This window comes from Leifsonia sp. Y862, assembly GCF_057669585.1.
This window is the reverse complement of sequence record NZ_JBYHFR010000001.1, coordinates 1,058,204-1,083,202: the sequence shown is the minus strand read 5'-3', so window position 1 is coordinate 1,083,202 and position 24,999 is coordinate 1,058,204. Positions and strand designations below refer to the sequence as shown.

Below are 24,999 nucleotides of genomic sequence, written 5' to 3'. Positions count from 1 at the left end.
TAGTGGATCGCCCTTGGGGCGGGCCAGAGTTGCATTGGGCTATCCGCCACAGACGGCCTCGTCGTACGATCTCTTCATGTGCGGCAGATTTGCAATGGACAGTACGGTCAACGACTTGATCACCGAGTTCGTGGAAGCGACAGGTCGACCCCCTGAGCAATGGCAGCTCGACTGGAAGCCGTCGTACAACGTGCGCCCCACCGATCCCGTGCCCGTGTTGCTGGAGACGCTCGTCGACAAGAATGATCCCGATGGGCCGACAACGCGCCGCGCAGAGCTGGCCGAATGGTGGTTCGCACCGTCGTTCGCGAAGGAACTCAGGGGCCGCCATCCCACCTTCAACGCCCGCAGCGAGACGGTGACCACGCTGGCCTCGTTCAAGGGTGCCGTGCCCAGGCAACGCGCTGTGATTCCCGCCATTGGGTACTACGAGACCAAAACGGATGGCTCGAGCAAGGTCCCATACTTCATCCGACCAGAAGAAGGCCTGCTCTACTTCGCCGGCCTCTATTCGTGGTGGGTCGATCCGACGCTCGAGCGCAGCGATCCAGCGCGCTGGCATCTGACGACCACCATCTTGACGCGTCCGGCGGTTGGCCAGGTCGCGACGATCCACGACCGCACCCCTGTCACTCTTCCCGCCGAGATGCTCGACACCTGGATCGATCCCAAAATCACGGGAGACAAGCACCTCGTCGATGCAGCAGTGTCTGCGGCGACACCGGTCGCAGAGGGACTTGAGTTCCATCGGATCGCCTCTCCGATCAGGGGAGACTCGCCAGAGATGATCCAGCCGGTTTAAAGACGCACAGACTGCACCCGAGCATCCGCTCGTGTGCAGCCTGTGCGTTGTGCGATCTGGCTGCTGGTGATCTAGCTGCCGCTTGGCTTGCGGTTCTCGGCGCCGACCATCCAGGAGTACTGCTCCAGGCTCAGAAGGATGCCGTGCAGCAGGTCAGCACTGGCGGGATCTTCCTCGTCGACGTCGTCGTGAACGGCCCGAACGTTGTCCGTTGTGGCGTCGAGGAGTCCGACGACCAGGTCGACTGCGGCGGTAGTGCTCAGCTCACCGTACGGAAGTTTCGGCAGCTTCGTGGTCGCTGCCACGGTCTCTGCTCGGCCATCCGGGATGCTGTGGAGTGCGCGCATCCGCTCGGCGATCTCGTCGGAATGCTCGCGAGCTGCATCGATGATTTCGTCGAGTTGCAGGTGCAGATCGCGGAAGTTCTTACCGACGATGTTCCAGTGAACCTGTTTGCCCTGGACGTGCAATTCGATCAAATCGACCAGAACTGACTGCAGGTTGTTACTGAGCTTTTTTGAGGCTTTCATGTTTTCCCCTCGCGCATTTTCTGGGGCGTGGTGCGGCCTGAAAAGCGAGCCGAACGCCCCTCTAACTGGTGCCAAGACACTAGCATGTGGGCATGAATATGCCAGAATCAGCGTCGGCTGCGCACGATGCCGTGCCGGGCGGTGGCCGCTCTGAGACGGAAACTGAGCGGCTGGATCGCAACTGGAATTCGTTGCTCCAGGAACTGCGGGTGACGCAAACCGGTACGCAGATCCTGAGCGGATTCTTACTCACCGTGGCCTTCCAGGCTCGCTTCAGTGAGCTCGATCAGTACCAGGTGACGGTGTACCTGGTGCTGGTCAGCCTTGCTGCCCTGACGACAGCGATCGGGTTGGGGCCGGTGAGCCTGCATCGCGCCCTTTTCCGTCGGCACGCCATGGCGCAGGTCGTCCGGATCGCCAACACCCTGGTGCGGGCGACCCTCATCGGTGTTGCTCTCGTGTTGACCGGAACGGTTCTGCTCATCTTCGACGTGGTCGTCGGTCGCGAAGCCGGTTTCATCAGCGGCGGCGCCGTGCTGGTGTTCACTGTTCTGGTGTGGAACGTGGTTCCGCGTATGGTGCATCTCAATTCGAAGGACACGTAGCCGCCGCAGCCGCTGGTACGCGGATTAGGCTTAGAACAGCGGTGGCGCACACCGTTGATGCTTGGGTGCTTCACCTCAAGAAAAGGACTCCTTCATGCACGTCGTCATGTTCATAGTCGCATTCGCCATCATGCTGTTCGGCTTCTGGCTGTTCGGTGCCGCGTTCACCATCACTGAGTTCCAAGCCCCTGTCTTCTTCGGCGGAATCTTGTGTGTTGCGGTGGCGATCGCGATCCCCACGCAGATCATGCGCGATTAGCGAAGGTTTCTTCGGCTAGTCGATTCGGCCTCGCTCTACGAGGGCAGCCCCGCCAGCAGGTTGATGAGCGAGGCCAGAATGACCGAGCCGAACAGGTAAGACAGCAGCGAGTGCTTGAGTGCCGTGATCCGAATATCGTGCGTTTGAAGGCTGGTGTCTGAGACCTGGAAGGTCATGCCGAGGGTGAACGACAGGTAGGCGAAATCGCTGTACATGGGCGGGTCATCTTGATTGAAGTCGACACCGCCGTCGTCTCCGGAGTAGTAGAGCCGGGCATATCGCAGCGTGAACAGCGTGTGCACCAAGAACCAGGAGAGGGCGACGCTGGCGACCGCCAGCACGGCAGTCCACACCTGTTCCGTGTTCGACGCGTGGGTCTGCGTCGCGATGAGCAGCACGACGACGGCACCCAGGCTGGCGAGGCTGGACAACAGGACCAGGAAGTCAGTCGAGCGTCTGGTGGGGTCTTCGCGGGTCGAATGACGAGCTGTGGTCTCCGCATCCATGGGAATGATCAGCGTCCACACCAAGGCCAGGTACGAGATGCAGGAGCAGCCCCATCCAACGATGGGAGCCAACGCCCAATGCCCGCTCGCCCCCGTGATGAGCGCCGCAATGATGCCAATGACGAACATGATTGCGACCCGAAAAGCGGAGTGATGGCGCGGGGCGTTTGCATCAAAACTCTTCACACGGCGATCGTTGCACAGAAACGACCGGTATCTTGATGTACTGCATTTATTGATCACCTATGTCGAGAGATTTTGATGACAGACAGCCCGGCTGCGTCCACCCCGTACGAGATTCTGGGCGTGACGGCTTCCGTCAGCGACGATGAGCTGAAGCGCGCCTATCGGCGGCTGTTGCGGCAGACACATCCGGATGCCGGCGGCAGCGCGACAGAGTTCCACGCCGTGCAATTGGCATGGGAGCGAATCGGAACGCCAGCCCTGCGCGCCGCGTATGATCGCTCGCGATTCACTGGCGCGGAGCCCGTGTCGGAATCGACATTCTCGACTGGTAGAACAGGAACCCGCCGTGGACCGTCAGGGCCACGCGCCAGGATGCATGGGCACCCCGGCGGCTGGTCGCGGCAACGCTACCTTGAGCTGATGCGGGAGTGGTCAGGCAGGGGCAGGTCGCTCGACGACCCCTATGATCCCGAACTGATTCGGTCTGCACCCAGAGAGATTCGGCACCTGCTCGCTAAGGCAGGCGCTGAGGAAGCGACGGCGCAGCTGGTTTCGGGGCTCGGAATCGGGTATACCGCGTGGCATGACGTGGAGACCGGCGGTGGAACGGACAAACTTGACCACATCGTGCTTGGTCCTGCTGGGCTGTTCGGCATCATGTCGGAGGACTGGGGCTGCATGATCGAGGTGCGAAAGGGTGAACTCGTCGGGGATTTGCTCGCACCGGGGGAGGAACCCATCGACGCCCTCCAGGCGAGCGCCAGAAGCCTGACGAAGTCGCTGCGGGTGCGCTTCACCGCACTCGTCGTTGTCGTACCTGATGGCGCGATCTCCGAGCCGGCAGTTCTTCCGTCGAGAGGTCGACGTCCGAGTGTCGTCGTGCTCACACGATCGAGGCTGATCGGTCTTCTGCGCGATGGAATGCCCGGCTTGCAGCGTGGCAGTTTCGAGAAGGTCTTTGAGCTGCGTAGCCAATTGCAGAACGGTATCCGCTTCGTTGCTGACTAACGATCGCCGTGATTACGGATGCTCCGTTGTGCGTTCATCAAGCCAGTTGCCTTCATCAAACGGGTCGAACATAGAGTTCATGTAGTGTGAGAAATCCTCTTGTTTCTTTCGAACGTTTGATCTAGAATTGGGGCATGGATCCAGCGCTGGAACACCCCGAACGGCCGGTGAACACTCCCGCCACTTCACACTCCACGCGCTCGGTCTCCTCGCTTCCCGCGGTCTCCCTTCCTGCTGCCTCAGTTCCCAATGCCTCCACTTCCGCAGCTTCAGTTCCTACGACTTCGGCTCTCCCCACGTCTTCCTTTGCTGACCGCGCCCTGGCGACTGTCGTTCGGCTCGCTGCGGTGCGGCGCGGACCCGTGGATTTTAGTTGGTCCCATGCCGAGAAGCAGCTCTCGCGGTGGGTGTTCGAATGGGACGTGCAGCAAGCCGAGAAAGATGCCGCAGAGCAGGCCGCGGAAGATGCCGCGGAGCAAGCTACGGAAGTTGCCGCCACGCAAGCCGCAGAGCGGGCTGTTGAGGAGGCGGCCGCTGAGCAGATGGCCGCGACGCAGGTCCTGATCGGCGATGTCGGTGGCCCGGGAACAGAGTCCGCGCACGGCGCGATCAACCTCGCGCTCCGAAAAGCGGAGACCGCACAGTCCACGACCGCCCGGTCGATGGCCGTGGAGGTCGCAGCGGCGGCCGAGGTCATCCGCCTGGCCCGTAACAACCTCAGCATCTATTTGACGCCGGGCGGGATGAGTGAGCCCGACGCCCTGGACCTGGCCGAACGGACCGCAGCCACCGACCTGAGTTTGCGGTTGAATCGTTCGCCCGATCAGGTGCGGACCATGGCCCATGAAGGGCTGGTCCTCGCCGAGTCGCTGCCGCAACTCTGGGCACTGTTCCAGGCCGGTCACACCGGATACGCGCAGGCCCGCGCCGCCGTCAACCATCTCACCGGATTGGCCGACCCGGAGGTCATCGCCCACTACGACACCGAACTCTCTGCGAAGGCTACAGAGCTCACGCCGGAAGCTTTCCAACGCAAGGCTCGCACCCTGCAGCAACGACTACTCGCCGAACCCCCTGAACTCCGCCACGCCCGCGCGATGGCTGACCGCCGCGTCGTGATTGAACCGGCCAACGATGGCATGTGCACGGTGTTCGCGGTGATCAGTGCCGCGGACGGCATCCGGATCAACGCCCGACTCGATGCCACCGCCAAGCGGATCGCGAAGAAGGAAGCCAAAGAAGCCAGAGCCGCCGGCACCGGCCGGGACCGGTGCCGCACCCGCGCACAGATCCGCACCGACCTGTTCGCCGGGTGGCTCGCCGGGGATGGCACCCCGACTGCCGCGAAGGTGCGACCGCTGCTGTTCATCCCCGTGCATGGGCTCCTCGGCGGTACAAATCCCGCCAAGCAGGCCAGCAGCGCCAGGACCGGCGGGCACTCGGGTCGTGTGGGTCACGACGGACAACTCGACCACACCGGCGTCGCCGGCCATGACGGACACCTCGACCACGGCGATCACGGCGATCACGGCGATCACGACGAACAACTCGGTCACACCGATGCCGTCGATTCAGTGGCCCACGCTGGCCAGCCGGTCCCCTTCGATCAGCCCGCAGTTTTGCAGGGCTATGGACCCATCGATCCCGTCACCGCCGCGCAACTCTTCATCGACGCCCCGGCGTTCCGCCGGGTGGGCACCGACCCGTTCACCGGCGAGATCCTCTCCTTCGACCGCACCCGCTACCGGCCCACGAAAGCGCAACGCGAATGGTTGGCCGCGAAATACGGCACCTGCGCACGAACAGGCTGCAACCGGCTCGCCGTCACCGCAGACGTCGACCACCTCAAAGAATGGGTTCGAGACCACGGGCTCACCAACGAAGACAACCTGATCCCGCTGTGCCCACCCGATCACCGGTTGAAGACACTGACGAAGCTCCGGTACAAACGAGACCCAGACGGCAGCGTCACCGTGACCACACCCACCGGATACGTCGGGATCAACGCCCCACCCGATCCACTGCCCCGGCATCCGCTGCTCACGAATTCACTGGCACGTTCGCCACTACTCCGACAGCTACGGGAATCCCGCAGGCCACTGCCAGAGAACCCACCGTTCTGAGCAGAACAGATCTGAACCGATCTGAACAGAGCAGAGCAGAGCAGTGCGTTCGCCGAATGGCTTAGGCGCGAGCGATACCGAGCTTGTCGACCCAGTAGTCCAGGAACGTCGAACCGGCTTCGTCGTGAATCTCTTCACCGATCACAATGACCGGGTACGGCCGCTCAAGTACTCCATCGGAGGGACGCACATCGACGTGGGCCACGTCGTAGCCGGCAGCATGCAGGTGATCAGCCATGAGGTAGTCGCTGCGGGAATCGCCGACGGATCGCCACAGGGTGGGCAGTTCTCCCGAGCTGGCGAAGAAGGCCAACGCGCGTTCGGCGGCGTGATTCTTGTCGAGGTTCACGGACTCAATGTCGGTGGAGATGATGGTGGGGTCGATGCGGAATGGCACGTCTCCGGCGCTATTCGCCGATTCACGGTTTCCGAACCGCACTCCGACTCCGGACTCGACCAGGATGTCGTAAGCGGTCTCATTGAAGGACCGCTGGGCGGCCTGGAAGTCGGCGTTGCTCACATCCGTGCGCTGTTCGACGGACACCATGGCCAGCTTCGTCTCGTCGAAGAACATCGTGTCGCTGTAGTCAGAAGCGATGAGCTGTCTGAATCGCTCAACGAGGTCAGCAGGAAGTGCCACAGAGTCGTCAACAACGACATCGCCCATTCCGGTCGCGGTGATCGGGAACCAGACGGCGCCCTTCTCGCAGACCCCATACATGCGCATCTCAGCGGGCAGACCCTGCTTCACGAGCGGTCCGACCACCTGTTCGCGGATGAAATCGGCACTTCGCCCGGTGATGAACGCGATCGGCACATTGGCCGATGCCAGCGCAATCAGGTCAGTGATGATGCTGGGCGTGGAAATCGTACGGGTGACCGGGCTGGCGATGGGTCCGTCGACATCGAGCATGAGGCCGAGGGGCGATGCGTTTTCTGACATGGTTCATTGTTTCACGGGGCGGAATGCCGTTCTGAACAGACACAGCCAGCCAGCCGAAGCCCTGCTCGTGTACACAGAACGGCCGAGGCGAATCACTTCGCCCCGGCCGTCCGGTTTACTCGTTCGTGCTCGCTCTTAGCTCTAGCTCACAGGGGCGGCGGTGTGGGCCAGCGCCTGCGACTTGAGGTGCTCGAACTCCTGCTGTGAAATGGTGCCGGCATCGAGCAGCGATTTTGCCTTGGCAATTTCGTCAGCCGCGCTGTGCCCGGCCACGCTCTGGATGTACGTGGCAGTTTCCTTCTGCGCCTGCTGGGCGACCTGCGCCTGGCGCTCGGCCATTCCGCTGCCCCTGGCAATGAGGTACACCAGCACGGTGAGGAACGGCAGGAAGATCAGGAAGATGATCCAGAGGGCCTTCCCCCAGCCATTCAGTTTGCGATCACGGAAGAGATCACCGATCACCGCGAAGAGCGCAAAGAGATAGGCGATAAAGGCGAAACTCCAAAAGAACAGCCAGATGACGTTCCACACATTGCTCCAAAAATCCATGATTGCCTCCCCAGAACAGCGGCGAGGTGCCCCTGTGTGAATGAACTTAGTGGGGAGTGCCCCATCTCGGCTAGATCTGGCGTAATAGTGCGCCCACCGGGCAGAACGTTCCCTCGCCGAACGCGCGCAGCGGCGGTAGCGTGAAATCGATCGTTACCAGAGAGAAGGCGTGAGCTGGTGGATGCCGTGTCGTGGAAGCCGAAGCGGATGCCGAAGCGGATGCCGTGATGAGCCATCCGACCGCGCCTGCCGCGCCGAAACCGCGCTGGTTCCTCCCGACGCTCGTCGGATACCAGCGAGCGTGGCTCCCCGCCGACCTGATCGCTGGACTGTCTGCTGGCGCCGTGGTGGTGCCCCAGGCCATGGCATACGCCACCATCGCCGATCTCCCCGTGCAGATCGGTCTGTACACCTGCATCGTGCCGATGCTGATCTACGCGTTGCTCGGCGGCTCCCGTGCCATGAGCGTGTCGACGACATCCACCATTGCCACGCTGACGGCAGCAACTCTGGTGAGCTCAGGAGTGGCGGCGGGTTCTGATGACGCTGTCAGAGACCTCGTCACACTCACCCTGCTCGTGGGCGCGATACTGCTCCTTGCGCGGCTGCTTCGCATCGGGGCGCTCGTCGAGTACATCAGCAATTCAACGCTGATCGGCATCAAGGCCGCCGTCGGGATCACCGTCGCTGTCGGGCAGATCCCGCGCCTGCTTGGGGCGGATGTCACCTCATCAGGCCACGAGTTCATCCCATCGGTCATAGCCGCCGTCAAGGCGATCCCGCAGTTCAACCTGCCCACCGTGATCCTCTCGCTGTGCTCGATCGCAGTGCTGGTCGTCTGTGGGCGCTTCTTCCCGCGGATACCGGCATCTCTCCTCGTCGCTGTGGGCGGCATCCTGCTCACGTCATTCACCGACATCACGAAACTCGGCGTCACACTCATCTCCGCGGTGCCTGAAGGCTTCCCAGCGCCGACACTGCCGGCGTTCGAGAATGTGACGTCGCTGGTACCAGGCGCGTTTGGCATTGCAGTGCTCGCCTTCCTTGAGACTGCAGCCGTTGCACGGAGCGTCCGTGCAGCCGGCGAACCGCGTATTGACAACAACCGGGAGCTTTTCGCTACAGGCGCCGCGAGCTTCGTGGGTGCGATCTTCCACACCATGCCGGCGGCCGGCGGCTTCTCCCAAAGCGCGGTCACGCGCGCGGCCGGTGCCAAGTCACAGCTGGCCGCCATGGTGACCGCAGCCCTGGCGCTGATCGTCGCGCTGTTCCTCGGTCGCGTCATCAGTCAGTTGCCGGCGGCCACCCTCTCCTCGATGGTGCTGATCGCTGTGTTGTCATTGATCGACGTGCATGGCTTCGTGCGGCTGGCACGACTGAGCCCGGCCGAGTTCTCCGTCGCGGTCGTCACGACGGCGCTCGGCTTGACCGCCGGCCTCCTGCCGGCGCTTGCGGTGGGCGTTGTGCTCACACTCTTCATCGTGCTGTCTGAGCTCAACCGGCCACGCGTGAGCGTGTCGCAAACTGGTGACGGCTATATGGTCATCCGCCTGGAAGAACCGCTGTATACGGCAAACGTCGTCGGCACGATTCAAGTGATTGAAGCGGATGTCGCGTCGGCTGGGCGACCCAGGCTGGTCATCCTCGACACGACGGCGCTGGAGTTCATCTCGGTGACTGTGATCGACAACCTCGTGGAGCTCGATAACGAACTGGCTGGATTGGGGAGCACCCTGTACCTCGCTGCACTGCCAGATGAAGCGCATGCCCTCGTTCAGAAGACCGACTGGTTTGCGTCGCTGGAAGCGTCTGGCCGGGCCTTTTCGACAGTCGACGACGCCGTCGCAGCCGCAGCGAAACGCACAGACTGAACCAGACCGGATTTACCTCGACGCTTGACCGTTTATCGTTAATGACGATGATTACGCGACGAGAAGCAGCACTACGACTGGACATCCCACTTGAGATGGCCACTCGCCACGGGATTCCCACGCGTATGACACCTGAAGAGTTCACCGAATTTGAGCAGAACCCGCCGGCATGGCTGCTGCAGTCCAGGGCGAATCGCACCGGCAAAAAAGTGATCTGGGTGCATTTGACGTGCGACGTGTGCGGATTCACCGAGGCAACCAGGCCCAAGAAATGGTGGCCGGAATTCACCTACATCACGTGTGAGTACCATGACGCCGACGAACTCCCAGAGGCCGCAGAAGGAATGCGACGCTCAGAGGTCGACGGCATCGGCAGCAGGTTCATCGGTATCGTCGACGAACGGGTTTCCTAGCAAGGCTGAAGGCCCATGACAGTGATGTCATGGGCCTTCAGTGCACTGTCTCAACCAGTGCTCGTCCGAACCCTGAAGGTCCGGAAGTCTTCCACAATCATACCCGTCACCGTTCCAGTACGGGGTCACGGCAGATTCTCGGCAGCGGGAGGTGCGTGCGCTGGGCTCGAAGCGTAGTCTCAACACCAACACGTGAGATTCACGGAGCACCACGGGGGTGTGGCTGAGATGAACAATCGCAAGTGGACGCGCTGGCTTCCGGCGATGATCGTTCCTGTCATCGTTGTCGCAGGGGTGGCAATCGGCCAATCGCAGGCCAACGCAGCGGTCGACCTGCCGGACAAGAGCCCGGCAGAAGTCCTGGCGCTGGTCGCAGACAGCGATGTCACCGCGCTATCCGGAACCATGGAGCAAACGTCTGAGCTGGGGCTTCCTGAGCTCGACATGGGTGGATCGATGGGCGGCTCAGATGCCGAATCGCCCCTCAGCCTGCTCACGGGCTCGCACACCATCCGTGTGTATCTTGACGGTCCAACGAACGCCAGGCTGCAGGTTCTCGACCAACTGTCTGAGACCGATCTGGTCGTCAACGGAGACCAGGTCTGGCTCTACAGCTCAGAAGACAACACCGCGACCACCCTCACCGTGCCTGCAGACGCGAAGGAACAGGCAGCTGCCCCCGGTGCGACGATGACGCCAGCTGAACTTGCCCAGCGCCTGATCGATTCCATTGAGCCAAGCACACAGGTGACCGTCGGCACCGACGCTGTCGTTGCCGGGCGAGAGGCCTACGAACTGATCCTGACGCCTGAGACGCCCGAGACGCTGGTCGGATCGGCATCCATCTCCGTTGATGCTGAGACCGGCCTTCCCCTGGCAGTCAACATCGAGGCGCGAGCACAGGACGAGCCCGCGTTCCAGCTTGCTTTCACCGAGCTGTCCCTCGATACACCGGATGCCGCTCTCTTCGCCTTCACGCCACCCCCTGGCGCGACGGTAGAGAACCAGACACTGCCGAGCTGGACGGATGAGCAGGGGAAGCAGGGTGCCGATCACTCCGACGATGTCACCACGAGCGGTTCTGGCTGGGCGACTGTCATTGAACTTCCCGCTGCCACGGTACCTGCTGACATCACAAGTTCCCCCGTTTTCGCCCAGGCGACCACGCCAGTGAGCGGCGGACGGCTGATATCGACAGCGCTCGTGAATGTGTACGTCACCGATGACGGTCGTGTCTTCGCCGGCTCTGTTCCCTTCGAAACGCTGCAGGCCGCAGCCAACGCTTCGTGACGGGGCCTTCCCCTGCGCAAGACCGGGCATTTGATCCTGCACCGGGCCTGGCGATTGAGACGCGGGGACTCACCAAACGGTTTGGTCACCAGAGCGCCGTAGCCGACCTCGATCTGGCGGTGCCTCGAGGGTCGGTATTCGGTTTCCTCGGCCCCAACGGCTCTGGCAAGACCACGACCATCAGGATGCTGCTCGGGCTCGCGTCGGCAACGAGCGGCTCGATCAACGTCCTTGGTATGGCCATGCCGGCTGGCCTGCGTGACGTCTTGCCACGCGTGGGCGCGCTCGTTGAAGGGCCGGCCTTCTATCCGTTCCTGTCTGGTGCCGACAATCTGCGCCGGCTCGATACTGCAGACGGCCACGCACCCGGCAGCACCCGCAGTGCCAGGGTGCAACGGGCGCTGGATCGTGTGGGTCTGACCCACGCGTCGAACAAGAAGGTGCGTGCATATTCGCTGGGCATGAAACAACGCCTGGGTATCGCCAACGCCCTGTTGGTGCCCCGCGAACTGCTCGTACTCGACGAGCCCACAAACGGTCTCGATCCCCAGGGAACCAGGGAAGTACGGTCGCTGGTACGCATGCTCGCATCGGAGGGAACCACGGTCTTCCTCTCGAGCCATCTGCTCGCCGAAGTCGAACAAATCTGCACCCATGCCGCAGTCATGAGCGCCGGTCGGCTGGTGGCCCAGGGCACCCTGGACGACCTGCGTTCCGGTCGGGCCGAGGTGCGGGTACACACGCCAGATGCAGTGGCCGCGGGTCAGGTGCTCAGTGCGCTGGGTTTGGTGCCGGCCACCGTGCCTGCCGATGCGCCTGCCACTGTGCCTGCCGATGGGCCTGCCGATGGGCCTGGGGACGTCGTTGTTGTCGCCCCGCTGGGCGACTACCGTGGCGAACCAGAATCGATCGTCGCCGCGCTCGTCGCCGCCGGGGTTCGGGTGCGCGGTTTCGCCGTCGAAAGCAGCACCCTCGAAGACCGTTTCGTGGAATTGACGGGAGAGGGGTTCAATGTTGTCCAGTGACGCACCAGCTCGGTTGTCCAGTGACGCACCAGGTCGCACGCGGCCCTCATTCGGTTGGGCGCTGATGGGGTCTGAGCTGTCGGTGCTCTTTCGGCGCAGGCGCACGTGGGCCATGTTGCTTGCCCTGGCCGCGATCCCCGTCTTGATCGCGATCGCGGTGCGGGTGACGACCAGTGAACCTGAAGCCGGCCGGGGCCCGCCGTTCCTTGACCGCATCACGCAGAATGGCCTCTTTGTCGGCATCACCTCACTCGTGGTGTCTATTCCGTTGTTCCTTCCACTGACCATCGGAGTGGTGGCGGGGGACACCATCGCGGGAGAAGCCGGCCACGGCACGCTGCGGTACCTGTTGCTGGCACCGGCCGGGCGTGCGCGACTCCTGGTCATCAAGTACGCCGGAGCGGCCGTCTTCTGTGCGGCGGCTACGCTGACCGTCGTGGTCGCCGGTGCGGTCTCCGGCGCCATCCTGTTCCCCATCGGCCCTGTCACGCTGTTGTCTGGAGACACCATCAGCGTCGGCGAATCCGTGGTGCGGTCCTTGCTCCTGGCTGCATACGTCACCGTGTCACTGCTCGGGCTCGCGGCGATCGGCCTGTTCATCTCAACACTGACCGACGTCCCGGTCGGAGCCATGGCAGCCACCATCGTGCTCTCCGTTGTCTCCCAGGTGCTGGACGCGTTGCCTCAGCTGGACTGGCTGCATCCGTGGCTCTTCAGCCACTACTGGCTGGACTTTGCCGATCTCCTCAGGCAACCCATCGACTGGACATCGTTCGGCGACAACGCGCTACTCCAGGCCGGCTATGCCCTCGTCTTCGGTGCCATGGCCTTCGGCCGCTTCCTAACGAAGGACATACTCTCGTAGCGATCTCGCTGGTCGTTGAACAAGCGCCAACGAGCGTCTCGAGACCCGCTACGCCTGTCCCAGGAACCAGATCGCGGATTCGCGAAAAGGCCGCGACGTCGGCGCATTGAAGTGATTCCGCCCCGGAATCTCGAAGAAACTGCCATGCGGCGCGGCGGCGGCCAGAGCCCGCGACTCCTCGAGGACGCCATCCTCGCTTCCAGTGGCGAACAACAGTTGCTGTTCTGGCGCGTTCTCAGGACCGGGTTGAGGGCCACCCCGCAAGCCCTCGACCAGTGCGACCAGCGCGGTCAGGTCGTTGCCTGGCACGCTGCGGGCCATCGTGAGGTAGACGCCGGTGAGGCGATCGGTGACGTCGACGCCGCGCTCAATATGCTCCCGCGCGTCGTCGACCTGGAAGCGTTCAAGAGGATCGCCGTCAGGGATCCCGCCAAGCACTGCCCGGCGAATCCGCTCCGGAAAGTGGCCGGCAGCTTGCCATCCCACCCGCGCGCCCAACGAATATCCGACGTAGAGAACCTCGTCGAGCAGATAGGTGTCGAGCACCCGCAGCAGGTCGTCGGTCAAGGCATCCATCGAATAAGCAGCGGGGGAGTGCGGCTTGTCGCTGGCACCGTGCCCGCGCTGATCAATCGCAATGACGCGGTAACCGGCACGCGTCAGATCGCGCGTCCATCCGGTCATGTGCCAGTTCGCCAGTGCACTCGATGCGAACCCGTGCATCGCAAGCACGGTCGGGGCTGCCGGATCACCGAATTCATAGGTGGCCAGCTTCAGCCCGTCGGAGGAGTAGACGGAACGCGGAGTGGGAGTGGAGAGAGAGGACATCACTACTATTCGATCACGACCTGGCGAGTAGTGGCATCCTGCATCCGAATAGGTCTGCACATTCCGACTGCGCCACATCTCGGGTTTTCATACATGCTGAAATTGGAATCAATATTTTTTCCGCAGAAAAAACTTTCACGCGTTAACGAGAAAACCCCCGCACTGCCGAAGCAATGCGGGGGTTTTCTCTTGTGTCCGAAGGGGGACTTGAACCCCCACGCCCTTACGGGCACTAGCACCTCAAGCTAGCGCGTCTGCCAATTCCGCCACCCGGACCGGATGTTGTCTGCGTTGTTCTTTCCTGCTGACGAGGTAATAATCTAGCACGGTTTTTTGACATGGTTTTACACACGCAGCCGATCAACCATTTGACCGATAGCGTGAACACCATGGCACACACCGAAGATACGCCTCTTTACGGGGCTCAGCTGGATCTGACAGCCACGTTGGCGCGGGATTTAATTCGTTTTGACACCACCAATTACGGTGAGGGTAAATCCAACGGTGAAGCGGATGCCGCCGAGTATGTCGCCGAAAATCTTCGTGGGCTCGGATTGTCGCCACAGATCTTTGAAGCGGCGCCAGGCCGCACGAGCGTTGTCACCCGCGTCAAGGGGAAAGACAGCACCAAGGGTGCACTCGTCGTGCACGGCCACCTCGATGTTGTGCCGGCCGATCCAGAGAACTGGAGCGTCGATCCGTTCGGCGGCGTCATCAAAGACGGACTGCTGTGGGGACGCGGTGCCGTCGACATGAAAAACATGGATGCGATGATCCTCGCGTCCCTCCACGACATCATCGGTGCCGGTGATGCACCTGAGCGAGATCTCATCATTGGCTTCTTCGCCGACGAAGAGGCAGGGGGAGTGCTCGGCTCGCACTTCCTGGTAGACACCCAGCCCCAGCTCTTCGCGGGGGCAACCGACGCCATCAGTGAAGTCGGCGGATACTCGATCACTCTCGGCGGCACTCGTGCCTACCTGCTGCAAACGGGTGAGAAAGCTCTCATCTGGGTCAAGCTCGTCGCCAGGGGCGATGCAGCCCACGGCTCACGCCTGATCCACAACAACGCGATCACCAAGCTCGCTGAGGCCGTTGCGAAGGTCGGCAGGCGTGAATGGCCGATCAGGCTCACCAACACCACGAGCGCGCTGCTGGCCGAACTTGCCCGCATCCTCGACGTCGACCCTCAGCAGGTCGGCCCTGACGAACTGGCGCTGGCCACTGGGACGGCGTCCGGCTTCATCCAGGCCAGCCTCCGCACCACCACCAACCCGACGCTCCTGAGCGCCGGCTACAAGCACAACGTCATCCCAGACATGGCTGAGGCGCTCATCGACATCCGTTCGCTGCCCGGAGAAGAAGACGCCGTTCTCGCCGAACTCGCCGAGTTGGTCGGCCCCGACATCGAGATCGTGATCATGCACCGCGACATCGGGCTGGAGACCGACTTCTCCGGCGACCTCATCGACGCCGTCACCACAACCCTTGAGCGGCACGACCCCGGCGCACCCGTATTGCCGTACATGCTCTCCGGTGGCACAGACAACAAGGCGCTCAGCAAGCTGGGCATCAGAGGATACGGCTTCGCCCCGTTGAAACTCCCAGCAGATTTGAATTTCCCGGCGATGTTCCATGGCGTTGATGAGCGCGTACCGCTTGACGCATTAGTGTTTGGCAGACGGGTCCTGACCGACCTGTTGACCACTTACTGACCTGCAGTCCCAGACACAGCACCAACCAGCGGAGACAATCGCGTGGATTTTCTGAATGCCATCATCCTGGGCCTCGTCCAGGGCCTCACCGAGTTTCTTCCGGTGTCATCGAGCGCCCACATTCGCATCGTTGGGGAGTTCCTGGGCACCGGCGGCGACCCTGGGGCGCAGTTCACCGCGATCACCCAGATCGGTACAGAGCTCGCCGTCGTGCTCTACTTCTGGCACGACATCACCCGCATCATCGGGCACTGGTGCCGGTCGCTCGTCGGCAAGGTGCCCAGGGATGACCCTGATGCCCGCATGGGCTGGCTGATCATTCTCGGCTCGCTGCCCATCATCGTGCTCGGACTGCTGTTCCAGGACCAGATTGAGACCGTGCTCCGCTCGCTCTGGATCACCGCGACCATGCTGATCGTGTTCGGCATCCTGCTCGGTGTCGCTGATTACGTTGGCGCCAAGAAGCGTCGCCTGAAAGACCTCACTGTCGGCCATGGCATCATCTACGGCTTCGCGCAGGCCCTCGCACTCATCCCCGGCGTCTCCCGCTCAGGTGGAACCATCACCGCTGGACTGTTCATGGGCTACGAGCGCAAGGCTGCCGCGCGCTACGCGTTCCTGCTCGCCATTCCTGCCGTTCTGGGAAGCGGTTTCTACCAGGTCTACAAGTCCATCGCGAAGCCGTGCCTCGAAGGCGACCTCGGCTGCCTGCCAGAGGTGTTCGGCCCCGCAGAGACCTTGGTCGCCACAGTGGTGGCGTTCGTCGTCGGGCTCGTCGTCATCGCGTTCTTCATGAGCTACATCTCGAAGCGGAGTTTCCTGCCGTTCGTGGTCTACCGCATCGCGCTGGGCGTCGTGCTCTACATCCTGCTGGCGACAAACACCATCGCCGCATAGCTAGGCTGGATACATGCGCGCCTGGCACCGTCCCGAAATCCCTGCTCTTCCCGGCCATGCCGACGTACCCCGTCTGTATGACACTGCGACAGAACAGCTGGTAGAGGCCAGACCGACGGATGTCGCCAGGCTGTACGTCTGCGGAATCACGCCGTATGACGCGACCCACCTCGGACATGCCACGACCTACCTGGCCTATGACACGCTGCAGCGCATCTGGCTTGATGCCGGCTACAGCGTGCACTACGCCCAGAACGTCACCGACATCGACGACCCGCTGCTCGAACGAGCAGCGGCCACCGGCGTCGACTGGAAAGAGCTCGCACTCTCCCAGGTAGAGCTTTTCCGCGAGGATATGACGGCGCTCGGCATCATTCCGCCCGACGAGTATGTCGCCGTGACCGAGGTCATCGACGAGATAGCCGAGGCGGTCTGTCAGCTCAGCGACTCAGGCATCGCCTACCACGTCGACACTCCGGATGCCCTTGTTGACGCAGACGGCCAGCGCGGCCGCGACCTGTACTTCGACATTGCCGCTGCAGAGCGCACGGCCCCCTGGCGTCTCGGCGACGAGAGCAATCTCGACAGGCAGGGCATGCTCACGCTGTTCGCTGAGCGCGGGGGAGACCCTGACCGTGCGGGAAAGCGTGACCAGCTGGATCCGCTCCTCTGGCGCGCAGCGCGTGCAGGAGAGCCGTCCTGGCCATCGCGCATCGGCAATGGCCGGCCAGGCTGGCACATCGAATGCTCGGTCATCGCGCTCATGGAGCTCGGCACCGACTTCACCGTGCAGGGCGGCGGCTCAGACCTCATCTTCCCGCACCACGACATGAGTGCGGGTCACGCAGCTGCGCTGTCCGGGCATCCGCTCGCTGGCGTCTTCAGCCACACCGGCATGGTTGCATACCAGGGCGAGAAAATGAGCAAGTCACTGGGCAACCTCGTGCTGGTGTCCCGACTGCGCGCAGACGGGATCGATCCGCGTGCGATCCGGCTGGCGCTTCTGTCACAGCACTACCGATCCGATTGGGAATGGACTGGTGCACAACTCGATACCGCCGTACTGCGCCTCACGCGCTGGGGAGCCGCATTCGGCAGCGGAATCGCTCCGGGCAACTCCAGTACGGCTGCCCTCATCGAGGCCATACGCGCGGCGATCGCCACCGACCTCGATACGTCGCGTGCGCTAAGCATGATCGACGACGCAGTGTCGGCCGGTGTGGACGACCCAGCCACGCTGCGGGACGCCATCGACGCCCTGCTCGGTATCAAGCTCTAACGCGGCCCCTCGGGGCCAGGGCGGCCGTCTGCCCAGCCCTCACGGCCATCCCTGCCGTCATTGCGCTTTCGCAAATACTGTTCGAACTCCTGGGCGATGGCCTCGCCGCTGGCCTCTGGAGAGTCGACGGTGTCCCTGGCCTGCTCCAGCTGCGCGATGTAGGCGGCCATCTCGTCGTCCTCTGCGGCAAGCGCGTCGATCCCTGTCTCCCACTCGGCAGCCTCTGCAACGAGGTCTCCGCGCGGTATGACAACGTCGATGATTTCTTCGAGCTTGTCGATCAGGGCCAGCATCGCCTTGGGCGACGGCGCGTTGTGCACGTAGTGCGGAACGGATGCCCAAATTGCGAGTGTCGGAATGCCGACCTGCTCTGCAGAGTGGGCGAGCACGCTCAGGATTCCAACAGGGCCCTCGTAGTTGCTGCGCTCGATGCTGAGCTCGGCGCGCACCCGTGGGTTGTCGCTCGTGGCCATGACTGAAATCGGGCGGGTGTGCGGCACGTCAGCGAGCATCGCGCCCATGAAGACGATGCCGCTGATGTCGGCGGCAAGCGCTGCATCAAGTATCTCGGCGGCGAAGCTCTTCCAGCTGCGTGACGGCTCAGTGCCGATGAGCATGTAGATATTGCCTGCATTGGCGCCGCTGACGCGCAGCTGCGCATCTTCGGCAAGCGGTTCGCCGACGACATCGGGGAATTCCGGTCCGTACAACACGACATCCGGCCATTCCAGCTGTCGGCGACCATCTTCATCCGTTGAAATCGTCGGGCGGTTAAACTGGTAGTCGAAGTACATCTCAGGGTCGACGCTCGTGATCTCGGCGACAGCAAGCATGTCTTTCAGCGTGCGAACGGCCCCGGTCGCCGCCTCTCCGGCGTCGTTCCAGCCTTCGAACGCCACCACGAGTAGACGCCCACCCAGAAACCCATTGCCGTCAGTCACTACCTAGAACCTCGATCATTCCGGGCTGTCTGGTCGACATGCCCTCAGTCAAGGATAGGCGGTGCCCCTAGACTTGGACCCCGTGACTACCAGCCAAACCGAGATTCATCTGCCCGCTGCCGTTCTGTGGGACATGGACGGCACGTTGGTCGACACCGAACCGTACTGGATGCAGTCAGAAATCGAGCTCGTCGAATCATTCGGCGGCGTCTGGACCCACGACGATTGCATGAAGCTCGTCGGGAGCGGCCTGTGGGCCTCAGCGACAATCCTGCAGGATGCCGGCGTCGATATGGATGCTGACGCGATCGTCGATTGGTTGACCAACCGCGTGCAGGAGCAGCTCAGCGACACCGGTGTGCCCTGGCGCCCTGGCGCGCGCGAGTTGTTGGCAGAGGTGAAGAGCGCCGGCATCCCCATGGCCCTCGTCACGATGTCGATGCGGAGCATGGCAGAACAGGTGTCCGGCCTGATCGGTTTCCCGGCATTCGACGTCATCGTCGCCGGCGACATGGTCACCCACAGCAAACCGCACCCAGAGGCATACCTGGCCGCGGCTATCGCGCTCGGCGTCGACCCTGAACACTGCATCGCCATTGAGGATTCAGTGCCAGGCGTTGCTGCCGGCGTGGCCTCCGGTGCAATCGTGATCGGCGTTCCGCACCAGATTCCGTTGGCCGAGAGCGGCCTGTATACGCTCTGGGATACGCTCCACGGGCGCATGGTCGGCGACCTTGCCGCCCTCTACTCTGATCGACATGGCGCGCACGAGCGCGCCAATGCAGCCATCTCGCACCGAGTGCAGACAACCACCGAAAGCGCAACACAATGAGCGACAACCAGGTCATCCAAAACAGCGGTCCGTTTCGCGCGGGCGATCGGGTGCAGCTGACCGGCCCCAAGGGCAAGCTGAACACCATCACCCTCGAGCCGGGAAAGGGTTTCCACACCCACCGCGGCATCCTGGAGCACGATGAGATCATCGGGCGCCCCGATGGCTCCGTCGTCACCAACAATGTGGGCGTCGAGCACCTCGCGCTGCGCCCGCTCCTCAATGATTTCGTGATGTCGATGCCACGCGGCGCTGCCATCATCTATCCGAAGGATGCCGCCCAGATCCTGGCCCAGGCCGACATCTTCCCCGGCGCAACCGTCGTCGAGGCCGGCGTTGGCTCTGGCGCGCTGTCGCTGTGGCTGCTGCGGGCAATCGGGGCGGAAGGGCGCCTGGCGTCCTTCGAACGCCGCGAGGACTTCGCTGACGTGGCACGCGGCAACATCGCGACGTTCCTCGGGCACGACCCCGATAACTGGACCATCACCCTCGGCGACTTGGCCGACACCCTGCCGGACACCATGCCGGACGGCTCGGTTGACCGCGTCGTGCTCGACATGCTCGCCCCATGGGAATGCCTGGGCGTTGTCTCCGCAGCCCTGAAGCCAGGCGGAGTGCTGCTCTGCTACGTCGCCACGGTGACGCAGCTGTCGAGGGTCGCAGAGGCGATCAGGGGCTCAGGTCACTACACGAACCCGGATTCGAACGAGACCATGGTTCGTGGCTGGCACGTCGAAGGACTTGCTGTTCGCCCTGACCACCGCATGATCGGCCACACCGGTTTCCTCATCACGGCCCGCCGCCTGGCGCCGGACACCGTGCTGCCTGAGCTGAAGCGCCGTCCGTCAAAGACCGACTTTGACGACGCTGACTTCGAGGCCTGGACCCCCGGTGCACTGGGGGAGCGCGGCGTCAGCCCGAAGAGCCTCCGCAAGCGTGCCCGCGCCGCCGGCCAAAGCGCGGAGCTCTCCAAGGCGCGTGACCTTGACGGCAGTTAGGATGGGCTCCGGCCTGCCACACGCAAATCAGCCAGGCAAAACCCCTGTATCGAAACGAGGAATTGTGCGTAAACCATTCGCACTCATTGCAACCGCCGCACTGGCCATGGTTGCACTAACCGGCTGCTCGAACGCCAGCTCGGATTCTGCCGCTGACTGCACGTCGGTCGTCACGGACGGCGCCGCATCAGAGCTCGTGAGTGTCTCCGGCGAGTTCGGCGAAGCACCGACCGTCAACTTCCCCACGCCTCTGAAGACAGACACCACCGAGCGTGTCGAGGTCATCGAAGGCACAGGCCCCGGCCTGGTTGAAGGACAGAAGGTGGCCGTCGACCTGAGCGTCTACAACGGCACCACCGGCAAGCTCATCGAGCAGAGCTCGTACGACGGCTCATCGCGCGCAAACTTCGTGCTCAACGACCAGACAATCGCCGGCCTCACCGACGGACTCACCTGCGCGCAGGTCGGTTCGCGAATCGTCGTCGTTGTCTCACCTGAGGACGGCTTCGGGCCGCAGGGCGGCAATGAACAGCTGGGCGTCGCGGCAGACGACACCCTCGTCTTCGTCCTCGACGTCGTCGACGCCTCTCTGCCTCGCGCCAACGGCGCAGACCAGCAGGTCTCCTCAGATCTCCCGGCCGTCGTCCTCGATGAGAACGGCGTCCCAGGCATCACGATCCCCTCAGAGGCGCCGCCGACCACGCTTGAGGTCGGTGTCCTGAAGAAGGGCACGGGAGCAACGGTCAAGGAGGGTGACACCGTCACCGTCAACTACACCGGTGTGCTGTGGGACACCAAGAAGGTCTTCGATTCCAGCTGGGCAAGCGGCAGCCCCGTTTCGCTGCTGGTTGCTGACGGCACAACGACGAACGGTGGATTGATCCCCGGCTTCGCCCAGGCTCTCATCGGCCAGACCGTCGGCTCGCAGATCATCGCGGTCATCCCCCCAGACCAGGCATACGGCGACACTGTCTCCGGCAGTATCCCCGCCGGATCGACGCTGGTGTTCGTCGTGGACATCCTCGGCATCGGCTAACCAACGCATGTGAGGCAGAAGGACTTGGCTGGCGGTATCCGCTTGCCAAGTCCTTCTGCTTTCCCCCCTTAGAATCGCAGTGTGCCGACCACTCCTGAATCGCCCAGCCGTGTCACGGTTGAAGAACGCCTGTTCAGCCTCGTTCTTGCGTTGCTTGCGACGGAGGGCGGCTTGTCGAAGGCCGAGATTCTCTCGACGGTCCAGGGCTACCGCCAGCGCTACGTCGTCGGCGGCGACAATGCCAGCCTTGAGCGACAGTTCGAACGTGACAAAGACGACATCCGTGAACTGGGCATTCCGCTTGAGACCATTGAGCCGCTTGACGACCCTGGCAGCAATCACAACCTTCGTTACCTGATCCCGAAGAGCCTGTACGACCTTCCCACCGACCTGTCATTCTCCCCGGACGAGCTCATGCTGTTGAAGCTGGCCGCCACGGTGTGGCGCGAGGGATCCCTGTCGGCGGAGTCGCGCAGGGCACTGACCAAGCTCAATTCCCTCGGCATCGAATCGAGCGACCCGCTGCTCGGCTATGCACCGTACCTCCGTGCTCGGGAAACGTCGTTCGAGCCGCTCAGCAAGGCGATGGATCGCGGCCAGGTCGTCGCGTTCCCGTACCTCAAGCCAGGTGAGTCGGCTCCGCGCCGCCGTGTGGTTGCCCCGCATGCAGTCGTGCTTCACGAGGGGCGCTGGCACCTGTTCGCGACAGACCGGGACGTGAATGCCACCCGCACATTCCTGCTCTCGCGGATCGTTGGCCCCGTGACGGCCGTGCAGGGTGCGACCTTCCGCCCGGACGGTGAAGGCAAGGCCGCCCAGGCCCTCGCAGAGCTCGACGCGATCTGGAATCGCAACCTGGCCACGATCTCGGTCGAACCAGGAACGGATGCCGCAGTGCGGCTCAGCAAGCGGGACGCGGAGAACACACCAGCATCAGACGCTATCGTCCACCTGCACTACACAGACCTGAACATCCTGGCCGATGAACTCGCCGGCTACGGCCCGGAAGTCTTCGTGCATGGGCCTCCTGAGCTCCGGCAGGCTGTGTACGCGCGGCTTATCGGAGTGCGTGACGCCCACAGCGAAAGGAGTACCCGATGATCCGCAAGCAGCCGGCGCTCGGTGCGCCAGACAAGCTCACATTCCTGCTGTCGCTGGTTCCTTACCTCATGGACCACGACGAGATCACGGTCGCAGAGGTCGCTGCTCACTTCGGCATCAGCCCAGAGCGGGTGCGTGAAGCGGTCAACCTCATCGCGATGTCCGGCGTCCCCGGCGACACGCACCAGTACCTGCACGGAGATTTGTTCGACATCCAGTGGGATGAATTCGAGAACAACGACCGCATCATCCTCACCAATCTCGTGGCCATCGACGATTCGCCTCGATTCTCAGCGCGTGAGGCCGCTGCGCTCATCGCCGGGCTGCAGTATCTCTCCTCGCTGCCAGAGAACGCCGACCGCGACGCGATCGCGTCTCTGATGGCCAAACTCACCAGGGGAGCATCAGCAACGCCGAGCCAGCTTGCCGTTGCCCAGCCCGGCTCTGTCGATACGCTTGCCCTCATCCAGACCGCTGTGAAAGACAACCGCCAGCTCGAATTCGACTACCTCAATGCGCGGGGCGAACACGAACGGCGCCGGGTTGATCCGTTGCGCGTGCAATCGGTGGACAACGACTGGTACCTGCGCGGATGGTGCCACCTGCGCCAGGCCGTGCGCACGTTCCGACTTGACCGCATGAGCGAACCGCATGTCATCGACGAGGGCATCACGGAGCACGCCGGCGACGTCGACCTGCCCGATTCGCTGTTCGTGGGATCCTCAGACGACTTGACCGTTGACATCGAACTCCCCGCCTCCGCCGCAGCGCTCATCGCTGACTACGTGCCAGAGGGAGCGAAGGGAACGACAGACGGAGACCGGATGCGTGTCACCCTCCGTGTCGCCCACTATCACGGGCTCAAGCGACTGGTCACCGGCCTCGCGGGAGTGGTCACCGTCATCGAACCGGCTTCCGCACGTGCGATCGTCTCTGACTGGGCGGCCGCAGGCGCCGCTCGCTACGACGCGGCATCCGCTGAATCCACAGAGAAGGGGGTGTAGCCGATGCCGTGGTGGTCGTGGCTCCTGATTTGGGGCGCCCTCGGAATCGGGCTCGTCGGCATGCTCGTTTTCTTCGCGGTGACGCTCTTCCGCAAGCTCATGCGTGCCATGAACGCGCTCGGCACGCTGGGTGACCAGGTAGCTGCGCTCGACGCGACCGTCAGCGAACTCACACCGACCGCACCGCGTCCGGCCATCTTCGACGACAAGTATGAGTTGGCGTACGCAATCGAAGCCGACCGGTACGCCAGAACAGTGCGACGCCACCGTCGGCGGGATGCACTGGTGAACCGGGGTAAACTGTTGAAAACTGTTAGAGACAAAAGGATGGACCACAATGCTCGGTAACCTCACCGGATGGCACCTCCTGATCATCGTCTTTATCGTCTTGCTCCTCTTCGGTGCACCCAAGCTCCCCGGCTTGGCCCGCAGCCTTGGCCAGTCAATGAAGATCCTGAAGCACGAGATCAGGACCGACGACACCGCGAAGGTGGCTAACCCAGACGCTCCGAAGTCCGACACCACGGGTACGTCAGACACCACGGGTACGTCAGACACCACGGGTACGTCAGACCCGACGACTAAGTCGTAGCTCGCGTGGCAGTGCGCACCCCTCGGCGTACGAACAGCGAAGGGAAGATGCCCCTCGGGCAACATCTTCTTGAACTGCGGAAGCGTCTGTTCCTGGCCGCCGCAGGCATCGTCGTCGGCACAATCATTGGCTGGTTCCTTTCTGGTTTCGTTTGGGATGCGCTGCGTGAACCGATCTATGCCATCGCACATGCGCAAGATCGCAACGCCCAGATCAACTACCCGAACATCACGTCTGCCTTCGACCTGAAGCTGAAGATCTCGTTCTACGTTGGGATCATTGTGTCGAGCCCCATGTGGCTCTACCAGATCTTTGCTTTCCTGGTGCCTGGGCTCACCCGTAAGGAAAAGCAATACACCTTCGGCTTCTTCTTCTCCGCCGTGCCCCTGTTTCTCGCGGGTTGCGCCGCTGGGTGGTACGTGCTGCCACACATCGTGGAACTCATGACCGGCTTCGCCCCGCAACAGGATGCCGCTTTCATTGCCGCAACCGAGTACTTCGACTTCGTGCTGAAACTGGTCCTGGCCATCGGAATCGCGTTCGTGCTGCCGGTGTTCATCGTGCTGTTGAATTTCGCAGGCGTGATCAGCGCTGCGTCCGTCATCAAATCCTGGCGAATCGCCATCCTCGTGATCATTCTCTTCACGGCCATTGCCACCCCGTCAGCCGACGTTGTGTCGATGTTCGTACTGGCGATCCCCATGATCGCGCTGTACTTCATGGCCTGGGGCATCGCCTGGCTGCATGACCGCAGGGCAGCGAAGCGCAATCTCGCGTTCTCCGACGAGCTGGCGCTGTAGG

27 protein-coding genes and 1 tRNA gene are annotated in these 24,999 nt (G+C 62.8%); 21 read left to right on the top strand and 7 right to left on the bottom strand.

The genetic code is table 11. The annotated features are described in order from the left end of the window. The first annotated feature begins 76 nt into the window (after nucleotides 1-76). A complete protein-coding gene (locus AC25Z0_RS05060; RefSeq protein WP_488132501.1) occupies nucleotides 77-802 on the top strand; it encodes an SOS response-associated peptidase in 726 nt (241 codons plus the stop codon). Nucleotides 803-873: 71 nt separating this feature from the next. On the opposite strand, the gene AC25Z0_RS05055 is transcribed toward AC25Z0_RS05060, so the two are convergent. Beyond that, on the bottom strand, nucleotides 874-1,332 hold the full coding sequence (locus tag AC25Z0_RS05055; RefSeq protein WP_488119115.1) for a Dps family protein: 459 nt from the start codon (nucleotides 1,330-1,332) through the stop codon (nucleotides 874-876). Nucleotides 1,333-1,424: 92 nt separating this feature from the next. Between AC25Z0_RS05055 and AC25Z0_RS05050 the strand changes: the two genes are divergently transcribed. Beyond that, nucleotides 1,425-1,937, top strand: a complete 513-nt coding sequence (locus AC25Z0_RS05050) for a DUF6328 family protein (protein ID WP_488132500.1) — start codon at nucleotides 1,425-1,427, stop codon at nucleotides 1,935-1,937. A 94-nt stretch (nucleotides 1,938-2,031) separates the two neighbouring features. Beyond that, on the top strand, nucleotides 2,032-2,196 hold the full coding sequence (locus AC25Z0_RS05045; protein WP_488132499.1) for a hypothetical protein: 165 nt from the start codon (nucleotides 2,032-2,034) through the stop codon (nucleotides 2,194-2,196). 35 nt (nucleotides 2,197-2,231) lie between these two features. Here AC25Z0_RS05045 and AC25Z0_RS05040 read toward each other — a convergent pair whose 3' ends face one another. Next, the gene (locus AC25Z0_RS05040; protein WP_488132498.1) at nucleotides 2,232-2,888 is read right to left on the bottom strand and encodes a DUF1345 domain-containing protein; all 657 of its coding nucleotides are present in this window, start codon (nucleotides 2,886-2,888) and stop codon (nucleotides 2,232-2,234) included. Between the two features lie 75 nt (nucleotides 2,889-2,963). On the opposite strand from AC25Z0_RS05040, the gene AC25Z0_RS05035 reads away from it, so the two are divergent. Both AC25Z0_RS05035 and AC25Z0_RS05030 read left to right on the top strand, forming a co-directional pair. Further along, a complete protein-coding gene (locus AC25Z0_RS05035; protein WP_488132497.1) occupies nucleotides 2,964-3,896 on the top strand; it encodes a J domain-containing protein in 933 nt (310 codons plus the stop codon). A gap of 362 nt (nucleotides 3,897-4,258) precedes the next feature. Next, complete coding sequence (locus AC25Z0_RS05030) at nucleotides 4,259-6,019, top strand: HNH endonuclease signature motif containing protein (RefSeq protein WP_488132496.1); 1,761 nt, start codon at nucleotides 4,259-4,261, stop codon at nucleotides 6,017-6,019. Nucleotides 6,020-6,080: 61 nt separating this feature from the next. On the opposite strand, the gene AC25Z0_RS05025 is transcribed toward AC25Z0_RS05030, so the two are convergent. Together AC25Z0_RS05025 and AC25Z0_RS05020 are read right to left on the bottom strand one after the other, a co-directional pair. Then, nucleotides 6,081-6,962 (bottom strand): hypothetical protein, encoded by an 882-nt coding sequence (locus AC25Z0_RS05025; protein ID WP_488132495.1) that lies wholly within the window; start codon nucleotides 6,960-6,962, stop codon nucleotides 6,081-6,083. 141 nt (nucleotides 6,963-7,103) lie between these two features. Beyond that, the gene (locus tag AC25Z0_RS05020; RefSeq protein WP_488132494.1) at nucleotides 7,104-7,511 is read right to left on the bottom strand and encodes an SHOCT domain-containing protein; all 408 of its coding nucleotides are present in this window, start codon (nucleotides 7,509-7,511) and stop codon (nucleotides 7,104-7,106) included. Nucleotides 7,512-7,702: 191 nt separating this feature from the next. On the opposite strand from AC25Z0_RS05020, the gene AC25Z0_RS05015 reads away from it, so the two are divergent. From AC25Z0_RS05015 to AC25Z0_RS04995, 5 genes are all read left to right on the top strand, one after another. Then, entirely contained in the window at nucleotides 7,703-9,382 is a 1,680-nt protein-coding gene (locus AC25Z0_RS05015) for a SulP family inorganic anion transporter (protein WP_488132493.1), read from the top strand. 47 nt (nucleotides 9,383-9,429) lie between these two features. Then, entirely contained in the window at nucleotides 9,430-9,795 is a 366-nt protein-coding gene (locus AC25Z0_RS05010) for a hypothetical protein (RefSeq protein WP_488132492.1), read from the top strand. Between the two features lie 228 nt (nucleotides 9,796-10,023). Next, complete coding sequence (locus AC25Z0_RS05005) at nucleotides 10,024-11,085, top strand: LolA family protein (protein WP_488132491.1); 1,062 nt, start codon at nucleotides 10,024-10,026, stop codon at nucleotides 11,083-11,085. Beyond that, a complete protein-coding gene (locus AC25Z0_RS05000; protein ID WP_488132490.1) occupies nucleotides 11,082-12,110 on the top strand; it encodes an ABC transporter ATP-binding protein in 1,029 nt (342 codons plus the stop codon). Before AC25Z0_RS05005 ends, AC25Z0_RS05000 begins: the two co-directional genes overlap by 4 nt. Beyond that, nucleotides 12,097-12,975: an ABC transporter permease gene (locus AC25Z0_RS04995; RefSeq protein ID WP_488132489.1), complete on the top strand. Its 879-nt coding sequence runs from the start codon at nucleotides 12,097-12,099 to the stop codon at nucleotides 12,973-12,975. The genes AC25Z0_RS05000 and AC25Z0_RS04995 overlap by 14 nt, the downstream gene beginning before the upstream one ends. 48 nt (nucleotides 12,976-13,023) lie before the next feature. On the opposite strand, the gene AC25Z0_RS04990 is transcribed toward AC25Z0_RS04995, so the two are convergent. Next, on the bottom strand, nucleotides 13,024-13,803 hold the full coding sequence (locus AC25Z0_RS04990) for an alpha/beta fold hydrolase (RefSeq protein ID WP_488119101.1): 780 nt from the start codon (nucleotides 13,801-13,803) through the stop codon (nucleotides 13,024-13,026). Between the two features lie 192 nt (nucleotides 13,804-13,995). Next, nucleotides 13,996-14,079, bottom strand: a tRNA-Leu gene (locus AC25Z0_RS04985). Between the two features lie 113 nt (nucleotides 14,080-14,192). Here AC25Z0_RS04985 and AC25Z0_RS04980 point away from each other — a divergent pair. The 3 genes from AC25Z0_RS04980 to mshC are packed head-to-tail and all read left to right on the top strand — an operon-like array spanning nucleotide 14,193 to nucleotide 17,694. Beyond that, nucleotides 14,193-15,518 carry a M20/M25/M40 family metallo-hydrolase gene (locus tag AC25Z0_RS04980; RefSeq protein ID WP_488119100.1) on the top strand — a complete coding sequence of 442 codons (1,326 nt, stop codon included), beginning with the start codon at nucleotides 14,193-14,195 and terminating at the stop codon, nucleotides 15,516-15,518. Nucleotides 15,519-15,560: 42 nt separating this feature from the next. Further along, on the top strand, nucleotides 15,561-16,415 hold the full coding sequence (locus AC25Z0_RS04975; protein WP_488132488.1) for an undecaprenyl-diphosphate phosphatase: 855 nt from the start codon (nucleotides 15,561-15,563) through the stop codon (nucleotides 16,413-16,415). Between the two features lie 13 nt (nucleotides 16,416-16,428). Then, entirely contained in the window at nucleotides 16,429-17,694 is a 1,266-nt protein-coding gene (gene mshC, locus AC25Z0_RS04970; protein ID WP_488119098.1) for a cysteine--1-D-myo-inosityl 2-amino-2-deoxy-alpha-D-glucopyranoside ligase, read from the top strand. Here the strand turns inward: mshC and AC25Z0_RS04965 are convergent. Then, on the bottom strand, nucleotides 17,691-18,635 hold the full coding sequence (locus tag AC25Z0_RS04965; RefSeq protein WP_488119097.1) for a proteasome assembly chaperone family protein: 945 nt from the start codon (nucleotides 18,633-18,635) through the stop codon (nucleotides 17,691-17,693). The two genes, mshC and AC25Z0_RS04965, sit on opposite strands and share 4 nt — an antisense overlap. Before the next feature lie 82 nt (nucleotides 18,636-18,717). Here AC25Z0_RS04965 and AC25Z0_RS04960 point away from each other — a divergent pair, with 82 nt between their 5' ends. From AC25Z0_RS04960 to tatC, 8 genes are all read left to right on the top strand, one after another. Continuing rightward, a complete protein-coding gene (locus tag AC25Z0_RS04960) occupies nucleotides 18,718-19,467 on the top strand; it encodes an HAD family hydrolase (protein ID WP_488119096.1) in 750 nt (249 codons plus the stop codon). Then, a complete protein-coding gene (locus tag AC25Z0_RS04955) occupies nucleotides 19,464-20,465 on the top strand; it encodes a tRNA (adenine-N1)-methyltransferase (protein WP_488119095.1) in 1,002 nt (333 codons plus the stop codon). The genes AC25Z0_RS04960 and AC25Z0_RS04955 overlap by 4 nt, the downstream gene beginning before the upstream one ends. Before the next feature lie 64 nt (nucleotides 20,466-20,529). Further along, a complete protein-coding gene (locus AC25Z0_RS04950) occupies nucleotides 20,530-21,501 on the top strand; it encodes an FKBP-type peptidyl-prolyl cis-trans isomerase (protein WP_488119094.1) in 972 nt (323 codons plus the stop codon). An 81-nt stretch (nucleotides 21,502-21,582) separates the two neighbouring features. Further along, the gene (locus AC25Z0_RS04945; RefSeq protein ID WP_488119093.1) at nucleotides 21,583-22,602 is read left to right on the top strand and encodes a helix-turn-helix transcriptional regulator; all 1,020 of its coding nucleotides are present in this window, start codon (nucleotides 21,583-21,585) and stop codon (nucleotides 22,600-22,602) included. After that, complete coding sequence (locus AC25Z0_RS04940; RefSeq protein ID WP_488119092.1) at nucleotides 22,599-23,606, top strand: helix-turn-helix transcriptional regulator; 1,008 nt, start codon at nucleotides 22,599-22,601, stop codon at nucleotides 23,604-23,606. The genes AC25Z0_RS04945 and AC25Z0_RS04940 overlap by 4 nt, the downstream gene beginning before the upstream one ends. 3 nt (nucleotides 23,607-23,609) lie before the next feature. Further along, nucleotides 23,610-23,954, top strand: a complete 345-nt coding sequence (locus tag AC25Z0_RS04935; RefSeq protein WP_488119091.1) for a hypothetical protein — start codon at nucleotides 23,610-23,612, stop codon at nucleotides 23,952-23,954. Beyond that, complete coding sequence (tatA, locus tag AC25Z0_RS04930; protein ID WP_488119090.1) at nucleotides 23,944-24,198, top strand: twin-arginine translocase TatA/TatE family subunit; 255 nt, start codon at nucleotides 23,944-23,946, stop codon at nucleotides 24,196-24,198. Before AC25Z0_RS04935 ends, tatA begins: the two co-directional genes overlap by 11 nt. 47 nt (nucleotides 24,199-24,245) lie before the next feature. After that, a complete protein-coding gene (gene tatC, locus AC25Z0_RS04925) occupies nucleotides 24,246-24,998 on the top strand; it encodes a twin-arginine translocase subunit TatC (protein WP_488119089.1) in 753 nt (250 codons plus the stop codon). Nucleotide 24,999: the final 1 nt, after the last annotated feature.

Bases quoted from the DNA above. Each gene is read 5' to 3' on its own strand.
- AC25Z0_RS04935 (WP_488119091.1), top strand. From the start codon at position 23,610: ATGCCGTGGTGGTCGTGGCTCCTGATTTGGGGCGCCCTCGGAATCGGG.
- AC25Z0_RS05005 (WP_488132491.1), top strand. From the start codon at position 10,024: ATGAACAATCGCAAGTGGACGCGCTGGCTTCCGGCGATGATCGTTCCT.
- AC25Z0_RS04955 (WP_488119095.1), top strand. From the start codon at position 19,464: ATGAGCGACAACCAGGTCATCCAAAACAGCGGTCCGTTTCGCGCGGGC.
- tatA (WP_488119090.1), top strand. From the start codon at position 23,944: ATGCTCGGTAACCTCACCGGATGGCACCTCCTGATCATCGTCTTTATC.
- AC25Z0_RS04940 (WP_488119092.1), top strand. From the start codon at position 22,599: ATGATCCGCAAGCAGCCGGCGCTCGGTGCGCCAGACAAGCTCACATTC.
- AC25Z0_RS05025 (WP_488132495.1), bottom strand. From the start codon at position 6,962: ATGTCAGAAAACGCATCGCCCCTCGGCCTCATGCTCGATGTCGACGGA.
- AC25Z0_RS04980 (WP_488119100.1), top strand. From the start codon at position 14,193: ATGGCACACACCGAAGATACGCCTCTTTACGGGGCTCAGCTGGATCTG.
- AC25Z0_RS04995 (WP_488132489.1), top strand. From the start codon at position 12,097: ATGTTGTCCAGTGACGCACCAGCTCGGTTGTCCAGTGACGCACCAGGT.
- tatC (WP_488119089.1), top strand. From the start codon at position 24,246: ATGCCCCTCGGGCAACATCTTCTTGAACTGCGGAAGCGTCTGTTCCTG.
- AC25Z0_RS05060 (WP_488132501.1), top strand. From the start codon at position 77: ATGTGCGGCAGATTTGCAATGGACAGTACGGTCAACGACTTGATCACC.
- AC25Z0_RS05010 (WP_488132492.1), top strand. From the start codon at position 9,430: ATGATTACGCGACGAGAAGCAGCACTACGACTGGACATCCCACTTGAG.
- AC25Z0_RS05055 (WP_488119115.1), bottom strand. From the start codon at position 1,332: ATGAAAGCCTCAAAAAAGCTCAGTAACAACCTGCAGTCAGTTCTGGTC.
- AC25Z0_RS05045 (WP_488132499.1), top strand. From the start codon at position 2,032: ATGCACGTCGTCATGTTCATAGTCGCATTCGCCATCATGCTGTTCGGC.
- AC25Z0_RS05035 (WP_488132497.1), top strand. From the start codon at position 2,964: ATGACAGACAGCCCGGCTGCGTCCACCCCGTACGAGATTCTGGGCGTG.
- AC25Z0_RS05050 (WP_488132500.1), top strand. From the start codon at position 1,425: ATGAATATGCCAGAATCAGCGTCGGCTGCGCACGATGCCGTGCCGGGC.
- AC25Z0_RS04990 (WP_488119101.1), bottom strand. From the start codon at position 13,803: ATGTCCTCTCTCTCCACTCCCACTCCGCGTTCCGTCTACTCCTCCGAC.
- AC25Z0_RS05020 (WP_488132494.1), bottom strand. From the start codon at position 7,511: ATGGATTTTTGGAGCAATGTGTGGAACGTCATCTGGCTGTTCTTTTGG.
- mshC (WP_488119098.1), top strand. From the start codon at position 16,429: ATGCGCGCCTGGCACCGTCCCGAAATCCCTGCTCTTCCCGGCCATGCC.